The 11,751-nt window shown below is 63.6% G+C and carries 11 protein-coding genes; 6 read left to right on the top strand and 5 right to left on the bottom strand.

Translation table 11 applies throughout. The annotated features are described in order from the left end of the window. Window positions 1–60 precede the first annotated feature (60 nt). Window positions 61–726, bottom strand: coding sequence for a TetR/AcrR family transcriptional regulator (locus AC1A0G_RS01380; protein WP_476526936.1), 666 nt, complete (start codon window positions 724–726; stop codon window positions 61–63). A 155-nt stretch (window positions 727–881) separates the two neighbouring features. On the opposite strand from AC1A0G_RS01380, the gene AC1A0G_RS01375 reads away from it, so the two are divergent. The 4 genes from AC1A0G_RS01375 to AC1A0G_RS01360 are packed head-to-tail and all read left to right on the top strand — an operon-like array spanning window position 882 to window position 3,506. Beyond that, window positions 882–1,223: a hypothetical protein gene (locus AC1A0G_RS01375; protein ID WP_476526935.1), complete on the top strand. Its 342-nt coding sequence runs from the start codon at window positions 882–884 to the stop codon at window positions 1,221–1,223. Further along, entirely contained in the window at window positions 1,223–2,830 is a 1,608-nt protein-coding gene (locus AC1A0G_RS01370) for an alpha/beta fold hydrolase (protein WP_476527121.1), read from the top strand. The genes AC1A0G_RS01375 and AC1A0G_RS01370 overlap by 1 nt, the downstream gene beginning before the upstream one ends. Window positions 2,831–2,881: 51 nt before the next feature. Next, window positions 2,882–3,247 (top strand): type II toxin-antitoxin system RelE/ParE family toxin, encoded by a 366-nt coding sequence (locus AC1A0G_RS01365; RefSeq protein ID WP_476526933.1) that lies wholly within the window; start codon window positions 2,882–2,884, stop codon window positions 3,245–3,247. Next, complete coding sequence (locus AC1A0G_RS01360) at window positions 3,228–3,506, top strand: helix-turn-helix domain-containing protein (protein ID WP_476526932.1); 279 nt, start codon at window positions 3,228–3,230, stop codon at window positions 3,504–3,506. The genes AC1A0G_RS01365 and AC1A0G_RS01360 overlap by 20 nt, the downstream gene beginning before the upstream one ends. A gap of 8 nt (window positions 3,507–3,514) precedes the next feature. Here the strand turns inward: AC1A0G_RS01360 and AC1A0G_RS01355 are convergent, their stop codons facing one another. The 4 genes from AC1A0G_RS01355 to AC1A0G_RS01340 all read right to left on the bottom strand — a co-directional run bounded on the left by AC1A0G_RS01355 (window position 3,515) and on the right by AC1A0G_RS01340 (window position 7,511). Next, on the bottom strand, window positions 3,515–4,411 hold the full coding sequence (locus AC1A0G_RS01355; protein ID WP_476526930.1) for a sensor histidine kinase: 897 nt from the start codon (window positions 4,409–4,411) through the stop codon (window positions 3,515–3,517). A gap of 357 nt (window positions 4,412–4,768) precedes the next feature. Next, window positions 4,769–5,641 carry a hypothetical protein gene (locus tag AC1A0G_RS01350; RefSeq protein WP_476526928.1) on the bottom strand — a complete coding sequence of 291 codons (873 nt, stop codon included), beginning with the start codon at window positions 5,639–5,641 and terminating at the stop codon, window positions 4,769–4,771. Next, window positions 5,638–6,588: an ATP-binding cassette domain-containing protein gene (locus AC1A0G_RS01345; protein ID WP_476526926.1), complete on the bottom strand. Its 951-nt coding sequence runs from the start codon at window positions 6,586–6,588 to the stop codon at window positions 5,638–5,640. The genes AC1A0G_RS01350 and AC1A0G_RS01345 overlap by 4 nt, the downstream gene beginning before the upstream one ends. 128 nt (window positions 6,589–6,716) lie before the next feature. Then, window positions 6,717–7,511 carry a response regulator transcription factor gene (locus AC1A0G_RS01340; RefSeq protein WP_476526924.1) on the bottom strand — a complete coding sequence of 265 codons (795 nt, stop codon included), beginning with the start codon at window positions 7,509–7,511 and terminating at the stop codon, window positions 6,717–6,719. 48 nt (window positions 7,512–7,559) lie between these two features. Here AC1A0G_RS01340 and purB point away from each other — a divergent pair, with 48 nt between their 5' ends. Next, window positions 7,560–8,996, top strand: a complete 1,437-nt coding sequence (purB, locus tag AC1A0G_RS01335; protein ID WP_476526922.1) for an adenylosuccinate lyase — start codon at window positions 7,560–7,562, stop codon at window positions 8,994–8,996. 165 nt (window positions 8,997–9,161) lie between these two features. Continuing rightward, the gene (locus tag AC1A0G_RS01330) at window positions 9,162–11,582 is read left to right on the top strand and encodes a lysylphosphatidylglycerol synthase transmembrane domain-containing protein (protein WP_476526921.1); all 2,421 of its coding nucleotides are present in this window, start codon (window positions 9,162–9,164) and stop codon (window positions 11,580–11,582) included. Window positions 11,583–11,751: the final 169 nt, after the last annotated feature.

Below are 11,751 nucleotides of genomic sequence, written 5' to 3'. Positions count from 1 at the left end.
ATACGCAGTTGCACATAGCAGGCATCAAAAACCGATTCACATCACGTTCATGACGGACCGTCAGCAATACCCCCTCCACACCTCTGCAGGGAACAGCAGCGGCTCGAAATCGGCCCATTCCTCGTTGAGGTCGATGGCCGGCTCGCGCAGCCATCGCAGCTGCACGCCGTCCATCGTCTCCATCGCCCGGCGCACGACCGGCCGCATGTTCTCGTCCCACGATCCCATCTGCGGCGGAATATGCCAGTCGAATGCGGAATAGTATTCCCACATCCCGTCCGCGCGTCCCGCGAACTCGTCGTGCAGCGGATGATCGGGGTTAAACGACTCGACCTGCAGCACGGAGAACAGCTGGACCAGCATGCGACGCCCGGAGTTGTACCGCACCAGGAATCGCAGGTAGGCCGGGAACCGCAGATCGTCGGGTGTGCTGCCGGGCAGTCCGGACTCCATGAATTCCTCGACGTTGCCGGTGGCGTTGTAGTTGTCGCGGTACACCATCGCCAACAGGTTGTCCTTGCTGCCGATGTAGCGCAGCACGCCCTGCTTGGTCACGCCCACTTCGTCGGCCACGTCCTGCAGGGAGATGCCGTTGTAGCCGCGTTCGGAGATCAGCCGGACCGCGGCGGCGAGGATCTCGCGACGTCGTTCGTCGGGGTCCTTGCGTACGCGTTTGATTGTCCGCTTGGGATGAGCGGAATTGGTAAGGACGTCTGTTGTCGGCATAGTTGCCCAGTGTAGCGCCAGACCGGACGTCCGCAATACGGCTGAATTGTGGACGAATCACACTGGGTTATCCACAACACGCCCGAAACTCGAGGTTGCGTCCACAGCCCCGTTTCAACTGGACACACCCCGGTCGCGCCCCGTTCAATGAGTTCATGAACACCGCTATCTTCACACAGCAGACCTCGCCCTTCGCCGCGCCGGCATCCCCGTTCGCCGCATCCCCGACGCCATACGTCCCGTTTGGCATATCCGCCGTCTGCCGGTGCCGCACCGTCGTGGCCGGCGGACGCGACTCGGTCGCCCTGAACGAGCGATCCACGCGAGTCGCCGCCGAGCGCACCGCGGCCGCACGGACCCGCGCGCTCGGCATATCCTGGGAAGGCAACGCCGCCGCCCTGTTCCGTCAACGTTTGGCCGAATTCGTTTCCGACGGGCAATGCATGCTGGACGCCGCGACACAGACGCATCGCATCGCCTGGATCGGCGGTGCATGATGGGATGGCAGGTCACGTCGGTCATCCACGGCGGCACACGGTATTCGGCCGCCACCCGGGAGGAGTATACGGCCACGGCCCGCGCTTTGCTCGACGCCGCCGGCGACTGGAGAGCCGCGGCGTCTTCATGGTCCGCCACCGCCTTGCATCTGGCGCAGCAACGATTCAGCGTGCCGCTGTGCGCCACGCTCGCCTCCGGTCTGGTCGGCGGCGAGATAGCGGGACATGCCACGTTGCCGTACGACCGGCTGATCGGCCGATGCGTCGACCATGCGCGCGAATGCGAACGCCTCGGCGCCCGACTCGACGATATGGCGATGCTGCTGATCCGCGCCCACAGCCTGTATGCGGACGGCGAATCGTGGGCGGCCCGTCTGGTCAACGAGCTGACGCAAGGCGTGTCCCGCTATCAGCCCGGCTACACCGCGGCAGGCGCGGCCGCCTTGGCCGGTAGCGGCATGGTGGCCGGCTCCCTGCACGAGGGCCGGTTCAACCCGATCTGGGGTCTGACATCCTCCGCCGGGGCGCACGAGGGATTGATGAGCGGATTGGGGTCGTTCGCCTCCGGCATCAATCCGATCGAGAGTCTCGGACGCACCGACGAGGTGAACGTGGCGGCAGGCCGATTCGCCTTGTTGTCCAAACCCGTGAAGGATCTCCTGCAGGGCAACACGCTCGACGTGCAGGAGGTCGCGACCGACATGCCGGTGGTCGGCGCGTCGTCGTCCGTCGCGCAATCGTTGGAGCATCTGCGACGCCTGGCCGAGGAACGGCTCGGCAAGGTGGATCTGGGCAGCGGATTGGATTATGCGACGATCGCGATCCAGAAATACCGGAGGGCCGACGGTTCGGTCGGCTGGCTGGTGACGATTCCGGGCACGGACGGCGAGGACGATTCGCCGTTCGGATGGGCGCAGAACGTCGAACTGATGAGCGACGATCCCAAGCAGCGCATGGGTGCGGACAGCGCCCGCATGGTGGTCGAGGCGATGCGACAGGCCGGCATCGGCCCCGACGAGCCGGTCGCGCTGATCGGACACTCGCAAGGCGGCATCGTCGCGGCCGCGATCGCCGCGGACATGGCCGACCAGTACACGATCGACCATGTGGTGACGGCCGGCTCGCCAGTCGCGAACCATCCGATCCCGTCGAGGACATGGGTGACCAGCATTGAAATGGAGGATGAACTGGTCGCCGCGCTCGATGGGGCCGCGAATCCCGCATCCGAGAACTGGCTGACCATCCACGGCTACGCGACGAAAACCGCCGACGGCACCACATACGGCACGATCGACGGCGCGGGCTCCTGCACCCCCGGCACGGCGGCCTCGTCATGGAGCCGCGATTACGCCGGCGCCGAAGTCCAGAACGCGCCGGACGGCAAGGAGATCACGCACTGGCTCAAATACCATCAGGCCGCCTATCAGAACGCGACCGACCTCGGCTCCCCCGCGGTCAACGCGCACGAACAACATTTCCATCAGGTCATCGACGGCGAACTCGAGGAGACCCGCTACTATCGCGGCCGCATGATGCATGGCGGCATCCCCATCGCCCCGTCCGCCGACCGCTACACCGAAATGGATACCTTTAACGGTCACGACTGATTCCACATTGACATTCGGTAGTGAATTCACTACCATACAAGGAGAAACAACATGCTGCAATTTCTGTATTACCAAACCAAGGAGGGAGTGTCACCATTCTTGGAATGGGTGCGCAAGCTCAGACGCAATGATCGCGCCAAAGTGTATGCGACTATCAGAAACATAGAAATCTTCGGCATCGGCGTTGCCATGCAACAAGAATGGGTGAAAAAGCTCGACACTGACATATGGGAAATTCGATCACAATTCGGAGGCAATATCCAGAGAGCACCATTCTTCTTCATTCAGGGAAACACCTGCATCATCACTCACGGATTCACCAAAAAGACGCAGAAGACGCCAAAGCGAGAACTAGCCACGGCACACCGGATCATGAAGCAATACCAGGAGGAACACAATGCCAACACAATCATTTGACGACATGTTCAATGAGGCCATGCAAGATCCGGAAATGGCGGAATTGGTCAACGCCTACATGGCTCAAATGACCGTGGGCATTCAGCTTTCCAAAGCGCGAACCGACGCCGGCATGAGCATGGACGCGCTGTCCCGTGAAAGCGGTGTAGCCAAGACCACCATTATCAATATCGAGCACGGCGAGACTTCTCCCACCATAGTCACGCTTGCACGGCTTGCAGCGGCGATGGGGAAAACCTTCCAAACCGCTTTCGTATAGTCATCGAATCATGCCGGGTGAATAGCGATAACCAGCGTTGAGGCATGATCTTCATGTCCCGCCCTTAGCGCCGCCCTCAGTCGTAGATGCATGGCTTGCGCGAGAGACTGCGCGACGGCGAGCCCCAGACCGGAGCCGCGTGTGCCACGTGTGTCGTCGGCCTGATAGAACCGGTCGAACAGTTTGCTCGGGTCAAGCCCCGCGGCGGCTTCGGCGCCGATCGGATTGGAGAACGAAACCGTATCGCCGCGCTGCGTGATCGTAGGAGCGCCGCTGCCGTGACGCAGCGCGTTGGTGACGAGGTTGTCGACGATGCGTCGCAACGCGGTCCGATCGGCTTCCAGCGTGAACCGTTCGTCGTCGAAGTCGATGGTCGGCTCCCATCCGAGCTGTTCGAACTCGGGATAATGACCGACGAGCACTTCCGCCACAAGCGGCTGTACGGCGACCGACTCAAGGTCAAGCGTGCGATCGGGATCGTTCGCCCGTGCGTAGGCGAACAGCTGGTCGAGCAGCCCGCGCATGTCATCCAACCGTTGCAGCGCCGCCCGCAGATGCCGCCCGTCATCCGCAGACAGCTCCCCCGCCATCGCCAGCTGGACATGCCCTTGCGCGCCCATCAACGGCGTACGCACGTCATGAGCAAGCGACGACAGATCACGCTGGAACTCCTGCGCCTTGGTCATCGCGGCGATCCGCTCGTCCTGTATCGCGTCCAGCTGCGCGTTGATCGCGCGAGCCAGCTCCCGGCTCGTCTCGCCCGGCAATTCCACGCCCAATCGTGCGTTGCTCCCCGCCGGTCGCTCGCGCAAGAACCGCGCCATCCGCCGCATCTGCCGCCCATACGCCGCCACCCCGATCGCAATCCCCGCAACCAGCCCGACCAGCAGCCCCACAATCATCATGCACCCATCCTACGTTTCATCTTGCTCGTGTATGTTTGGTCCCAGCGTTGCCGCGTGGGGCGGCGGGATGCATATTGCGACACGCTCCAGGCCGCTCGGCCAAGTCTTACGGTCACAATATGCATCCCGCCGCCCCACGCTCTCTTGCATGTAATCGTTACGTTTTGTGAAACTCAACCTGAGTTCGATCTACGTAACTTATCAACGATACCGAGCGGCTGGCAGGCATATCCTGTGCCCGACCGTAAGACTTGGCCGAGCGGCCCGGAGCGTGTCGGGAACAGGTTATGCCTGCCAGCCGCGGCCACCGCGAAAACTACAACAGACGCAAGTACGTCTCAAGCCAAGCCATGAAGCTCAACACACGTCACGATGGCGGTTGACGAGGAGGGCCGCGCCGACGGACAGGATGATCCAGCCGGCGAAGCAGATCAGCGCGTGCGCCCAGACCGGCATGCCGAGCGACACGCCGCCGGCCGCCGTGGCGAACAGGCCCGCGCTGTCGGCATACAGTTTCGCGTTGTTCGACGGCAACCACTGCGTAAGCTGTCCGACCCACGGCGCATACGCGGCGATCACCGACAGGACGATGTTCAGCAGCGATCCCAGGATGCCCGCGCCGACAAGCACCGCGGCGGCGATGCCGAACGCCTTGCTGCGCACGATCATCGCCAATGCGACGACGATCAGCACGAACGTGACCACGCCCAGCATCTTCAACCCGCAGAATCCCAGATAGGCGCTGAGGCTTTCCGTGTGGCGGAACCGGACACCAAGCGCCAGGCACGCCAGCTCGAGCGAGACGATCGTCACGACCATGTTCCATGCGGCCAGCAGCGCGGCCAGCAGCAGTCGGCCGGCGACGTATGATGTTTGGCCGCGACGGCCGGCGATGAGATTCTTGACGAAACCGGCATCCCAGTCATCCATCACGGCCAGTACGGCAAGCACCGCGACGATCATGGACAGTACGGAACCGTTGCCCAGTCCCGAACTGGACAGCATCGCGGTATGCGAGTCCATCATGCGGGTGGATGCCGCCAAGCCGGAGGCGGCATTGGTCGTGACCGAAACGCCGTCGGTATCGGTCTGCGCGGTTCCGGTGGCGGCGCCGAGCAGCATCAGCGTGGTGAGCAGGCCTGCGGTCAGCAGGACGACCAAAATGGTGACGACCCAGAATTTGCGGCCGTGAATGAGTCGGTACAGGTCGGAACGCAACAGGTTGATCATCGCAGGTTCCCTTCCGTGCGAGCGCCGTCCATAAGGGCGACGAAATAGTCTTCCATGTCTCGTGATTTCGCGGACAGTTCGAGAACGGTCTGGTTCGCGTCATGCAATACGCGCGAGACTTCGGCCGCATCGAATCCGCCGGATATGGTGATCGAGCCGTCCGGTTCGGCGGCGAAGCGCACCGGGGCGGCCGGGTTGCCCGTCAGACGCTCTTCGAGGATGGCGAGCGCGGTCGCGGTGTCTGCGGTGCGTACGGTGAGGCTGTCGCCGCATTCGGCCTGCACCTGTTCGGCGGTCATTTCGCGCACCATATGGCCGTTCGCGATGACGCCGTAGTGGGTGCACATGCGTTCCAACTGGTCGAGCACGTGCGAGCTGATGACGATGGTGATGCCGCGCTGCTGGTTGAGTTGGACGAGGTAGTTGCGCATGGTGCGCGCGCCGTCCGGGTCGAGGCCGTTGAGCGGTTCGTCGAGCAGGAGCAGGTCCGGCCCGCCGACGAGGGCGAGCGCCAGTCCGAGCCGCTGTTTCATGCCGAGCGAGAAGCCTCCCGTCTTCTTGCGGCCGACGTTGCCGAGACCGACCTGGTCGAGCAGGTCGCGGCAGACGGGTTTCGGGTCGGCCACGCCAAGCGCGAGCGCCTGTGCCATCATCGTGTCGAAGGCGTTCATGTGCGGCAGCAGACCGGGGTTCTCGATCAATGCGCCGACGCGCTGCACGCCGCCGGACGAACCACCGGCCCCGTTGGCCGCGTTGCCGAACAGTGCGATCTCGCCGTCGCCCGGCATGGCGAGTCCGGCGATCATCTTCATCACGGTGGACTTGCCTGCGCCGTTCTTGCCGACGAATCCGTAGATCGCGCCTTGCGGCACGGTCATGTCGAAATGGTCGACCACACGCTTGCCGGCGTACCGTTTGGCAAGCGACCGTATGCGAATCGCGTCCATCTTCCGTTCCTTTCCCTCGGTGTTCCGGACGATGAGACTCACTGTACGGAACGGATCTTGCGCAACCGTCGCGCAAGTCTCGCAGAAATCTTGCGAAAGTCTTGCGAAATCATGACGCACGACGGCGATCACACGTTGAGCTTGAAGCCGAGTCCCCAGACGGTTGTGATGTACGAGTCGGTGCCGGAGGGCTTCAATTTGGCGCGGATCTTGCTCACATGCGCGGTGACGGTGTTGTCGTCGATCATGTACGGCTCGCCCCAGCACAGTTCGTAGACCTGCTGTTTGGTGAAGACCGTGTTGGGATGGGCCATGAGCAGTTCGACGATGTTGAATTCGGTGTTGGTGAGGGATACCGGCTTATCGTCGATGGCGAATGCGCGGGCGGCGGGGTTGAGAGTCCAGCGGCCGGCGATAAGAGCGGGCATGTGATCGTCCGAAGCGACCGGTGCCGTCACCTGTTCGGTCGAGGGAGCCGAGCCGGTTGCGAGGCCGTGAGCGTAGCCGCGGCCGCGCAGTTGGGCTTCGACGCGCACGACGAGTTCGTCCAGGTCGAACGGTTTGACGAGATAGTCGTCGGCGCCGAGTTTGAGCAGGGCCACGCGGTCGGCGACGGTGTCGCGCGCGGAGATCACGATGATCGGCACGCCGGTCCCGTTCTCGCGCAGCATCGTCACCAATTGTTCCCCGTTCAATCCGGGCAGCATGAGATCGGTGACGATGCAGTCGAACCCGCAGCCGGCATCATCGCCGTCACGGCCGGTCGACGGTCCGGCCGCACCGCGTTCCAGCAACAGCCGCGCCTCCGAACCGGAGTATGCGGCCGTGCAGTCGAATCCGGCACGTTCCAGCCGCGTGCACGTCACCTCGTTGATGTCCGCATCGTCCTCAATCACCAATATGCGCGCTTCGTTCACAATCATTCAGCATACGACACCGCCCGGTTCACGGCTGGAAGTACCCTAGAATCCATGAAGCTTACTGATATTTCCCCCGCAATCGCATTGACCCCGCTCGACGGCCGTTACCACAACGCCACCGCCCCGCTCGTCGAATACCTGAGCGAGCCGGCCCTGAACCGCGAGCGCATGCGCGTCGAGGTCGAATGGATGATCCTGCTGGCGAACGGCTTCGACGGCAACGGCAACCAGCCGATCGTCGACGGCGTCAAGCCGTTCACCGAGGCCGAGCAGGCGTTCCTGCGCGCGATCCCCGAGGATTTCGGCGCCGAGGGCATCAAGCAGCATGCCGCGCACGAGGCCGTCACCCACCACGACGTGAAGGCCGTGGAGTACTACATCGACGACCAGATCGACAAGGCCCCGGCCGAGCTCGCGAACATCAACGACGCGCTCAAGACCCTCGTGCACATCGCCTGCACGTCCGAGGACATCAACAACCTGTCGATCGCCCGTTGCGTGAAAAACGCGATGGAGCAGGTGTGGACCCCGGCGTTCAAGGAGATCATCGATCATCTGGCCGAAAAGGCCGACGAGTACCGCGACAAGGCGCTGCTGAGCCTCACGCACGGCCAGCCGGCCACGCCGACCACGCTCGGCAAGGAGCTCGCGGTCTACGTCTACCGTCTCAACCGCCAGCTGAAGCACATCGAAAACCAGGAGTACCTGGGCAAGATCAATGGCGCGACCGGCACGTTCGGCGCGCATCTGGCCGCCTGCCCGGACGTCGACTGGATCGCCGTCTCGCGCGAGTTCGTCACGAACCGCATGGGACTGACCTGGAATCCGCTGACCACGCAGATCGAATCCCATGACTGGCAGGCAGAGCTGTATTCGACCGTCTCCCACGCGAACCGCATCATGCACAACCTGTGCGTGGACGTGTGGATGTACATCTCGCGCGGCGTGTTCGCTCAGGTGCCGGTCAAGGGCGCGACCGGCTCGTCCACGATGCCGCACAAGGTCAACCCGATCCGTTTCGAGAACGCCGAGGCCAACTTCGAGATCTCCTGCTCGCTACTCGACACCCTGTCGGCCACGCTCGTGGAGTCCCGCTGGCAGCGCGATCTGACCGATTCGACCACGCAGCGCAACATCGGTTCGGCGCTCGGCTACTCGCAGCTGGCCCTGTACAACCTGATGGGCGGCTTGAAGTCCATTCATCCGAACGACCATGTGATCTCGCGCGAGCTGGACGAGAACTGGGAGGTGCTCGGCGAGCCGATCCAGACCGCGATGCGCGCCTGCGAACTGCGAGGCCTGCCGGGCATGGACAAGCCGTACGAGAAGGTCAAGGAGTTGATGCGCGGCCACGAGATCAACCGCGCACAGGTCGAGGCGTTCATCGACCAGCAGTCCTTCGATCCCGAGACCGCGGCGCGTCTCAAGGCGCTCACCCCGGCCACGTACACGGGCGTGGCGAGCAAGCTGGTCGATTTCGACCGCTGACCCGCGATCCGTCAGCGCCGACCTACGCTGACTCCCCTACTCCCAACCAATCAAGCGTGACACTGATGATATCAGCTCCACGCGGCCGATTCCGCCGGCGAGCGCACCGTCTCGCCGGCGGAATCGCGTTTTACGAACGATGATCGGACGATGATGGACGAAACGATGGAACAGACCAGTACGACCGTTATCGACGACGTGCCGCCGAAGCGCATCCACGACGCCGGCGATCTGCTGCGGGCCGGAGCATCCGTGCTGCTTGCGGCCGTTGCGATGCTGTCGGCCATGTACCTGCACGGCATCACCGCCGGCGTGGAGACGGATGCGCATACGGCCGGCCAGGCGCTCAATTGGATGATCGACCTGCCGGTAACGCTTCTGCAACAACTGTCGATCGTGTCGATCGTGGTGATGGTGGTCGCGCAACTGCTGTTCAGCCGCGCGTGGATGCAGGCCGCGCTGTCGGTGCTGGCGATGTTCGGCGCCTTGGGCGCCGTATGGGGCATATCGCTGGCCGTATCCCGGTTCGGCGATGCCACGCTGGTTTCGGCGTTGAGCTCGCCGAACAGTTGGACCGGAGCCAGCCTCCTGCCCGATTTCTATGCGGGGGCGGCCGCGCTGCTGACCGCAGGCGGCCCCAGGCGCACGCGCTCCACCGTCAAATGGGGATGGAACATCCTGTACGCCGTGGCCACGCTGCTGGTGCTGCTGTCGGTCAATTCGGTGTCCGGCGTGCTGGTGTCGTTCGCGGTCGGCCGACTGATCGGCATGCTGCTGCGGTTCGCGGTCGGCACGAAGAACCAGGGCGTGTGGGGCGAGGAGCTGGTGCAGGCGTTGGCCGGCATCGACCTGCATCTGACGCGTCTGACGCGTCATGTCGACGGCGACGGCATCGACACCGGACTCAAAACGGCGCTCGACGACGATCTGGTCGAACGATCCCGCCGCTATGACGCCGAAGACGACCGCGGCCGCCATTTCGTGATCTCCGTACTGGACAGCCAGTCGCATACGGCCGGCTACATGCGCCAGCTGTGGCAGTGGATCAGGTTCACCGGCGTATCCACGCGACGCGACCGTTCGCCGCGCGAGGCGACCCAGCATCATATGGCGATGCTGCTCGGGCTGAAGAACTGCGGTCTGCCCACGCCGCGCGTCTACGGCGTGGCCGATACTGGCGAATCGTCGATTCTGGTATTGCAGGGCAGCGACGCGATCCACGAATGCAACCGCAATACGATCAGCGACGAGGATGCCGTCGCGTTCATGCGGTTCCTGTCGGTGGCGAACCGGCGAGGATACACGCACCGGCGTATCACCCCGGACACGTTGGCTCGCCTGGAGTCCGGCACGCCGATCATCGCCGGCTGGCAGAACGGCGACGACGCGAGCACGCCGGCGAACGTCGCGCTCGACCAGGTGCAGCTGCTGATCCTGCTGGCCGTGCTGATCGGGCCGGAACGTGCGGTCGCGGCCGGACGCTCCGTGTGGGGCGACGATACGGTCACGGCCTTGATCCCGTTCGTGCAGAAGGCGGCCGTGCCCAAGGCGACGCGCGATTTGGACGGCTGGGACAGGCATATGCTCGATGACCTGCGTGCGCGGCTGCATGATCTGGTGCCGCAGGATACGGCCGAGACGATGGAACCGGTGACGTTGTCGCGGTTCAGTCTGCGGTCGTTCGTCGGCATCGCGCTGATGGTCGTCGCCGTATCGGTGGTGTTCACGCAGCTCAAGCCTGACGAGGTGATCTCCGCCGTCCGCAACGCGAACCCGATGATGGCCGTGCTGTGTCTGCTGCTCGGCCTGATCGCATGGCTAGGATCGGCGTTGGAACTCGGTGCGTTTGTGGATAAGGACAAGCGCAGCCCTATGGGCGTATTCATGTCGCAGGTGGCGCAGAGCTTCGCGATGGTGTCGATGCCGGCCGGCGTCGGCCCGGCGTTCGTGAACCTGCAGTTCCTGCGCAAAAGCGGATACCGCAACACCGCCGCCACCGCGATCATGGGCGCCGTGCTGGTCGTGTATTACGTCGGCACCGTGCTGCTGACGGTGCTGGTCGGCCTGTTCACCGGCAGCGACGCGTTGAGCAGCATGATTCCGACGAACACGCTGATCGTGGTGCTCGGCATCGTGCTGATGGCGCTCGCCGTGGCGATGATGATTCCCCCGGTGCGTCATTTCGTCGCCCGCACCGTGCTGCCGTTGGTGAAGGCGTACGCCCGCCAGCTGATCGACATCCTGTCCGATCCGGTGAAGCTGCTGCCCGGCATCGTCGGCATGCTGATCCTCAACATCGCGACGGGACTGGGATTCTGGGCGGCGCTGCTGGCGTTCGGTCAGATGACCAATCCGATCGAAACGTTCTTCATCTTCATGATCGCCAATGCGATCGGCTCCTCGGTGCCGACCCCGGGCGGTCTGGGCGGCGTCGAGGCGGCGCTGACGGTGTCGTTCGGCGCGATGGGCGTGCCGGCCGGCGTCGCATTGTCCGCCACGCTGCTGTACCGCGTGGTGTTCTTCTGGATTCGTATCCCGCTGGGCGCGGGCGCGATGCGCTGGCTGGACAAGCGCAACCTCATCTGACATCGTGTGTTCCAATGGTCGGCATCCCCTCTCAGCCCAATGTTCAAGCCCTTTGCGGGGCAATCGGACAGTCCCTGCGGGTGATATGGGGTCCTCGGTGTCCAAATATGCCGGTTTCAGGGTAAATTCACTCGAAAACCCTTGAAAAATGCGGTATTTGGCAAGATCG

The organism is Bifidobacterium sp. LH_230, assembly GCF_056357555.1.
This window is presented reverse-complemented; position numbering and strand designations above follow the sequence as displayed.

Bases quoted from the DNA above. Each gene is read 5' to 3' on its own strand.
- AC1A0G_RS01380 (WP_476526936.1), bottom strand. From the start codon at position 726: ATGCCGACAACAGACGTCCTTACCAATTCCGCTCATCCCAAGCGGACA.
- AC1A0G_RS01375 (WP_476526935.1), top strand. From the start codon at position 882: ATGAACACCGCTATCTTCACACAGCAGACCTCGCCCTTCGCCGCGCCG.
- AC1A0G_RS01370 (WP_476527121.1), top strand. From the start codon at position 1,223: ATGGGATGGCAGGTCACGTCGGTCATCCACGGCGGCACACGGTATTCG.
- AC1A0G_RS01365 (WP_476526933.1), top strand. From the start codon at position 2,882: ATGCTGCAATTTCTGTATTACCAAACCAAGGAGGGAGTGTCACCATTC.
- AC1A0G_RS01360 (WP_476526932.1), top strand. From the start codon at position 3,228: ATGCCAACACAATCATTTGACGACATGTTCAATGAGGCCATGCAAGAT.
- AC1A0G_RS01355 (WP_476526930.1), bottom strand. From the start codon at position 4,411: ATGATGATTGTGGGGCTGCTGGTCGGGCTGGTTGCGGGGATTGCGATC.
- AC1A0G_RS01350 (WP_476526928.1), bottom strand. From the start codon at position 5,641: ATGATCAACCTGTTGCGTTCCGACCTGTACCGACTCATTCACGGCCGC.
- AC1A0G_RS01345 (WP_476526926.1), bottom strand. From the start codon at position 6,588: ATGGACGCGATTCGCATACGGTCGCTTGCCAAACGGTACGCCGGCAAG.
- AC1A0G_RS01340 (WP_476526924.1), bottom strand. From the start codon at position 7,511: ATGATTGTGAACGAAGCGCGCATATTGGTGATTGAGGACGATGCGGAC.
- purB (WP_476526922.1), top strand. From the start codon at position 7,560: ATGAAGCTTACTGATATTTCCCCCGCAATCGCATTGACCCCGCTCGAC.
- AC1A0G_RS01330 (WP_476526921.1), top strand. From the start codon at position 9,162: ATGGAACAGACCAGTACGACCGTTATCGACGACGTGCCGCCGAAGCGC.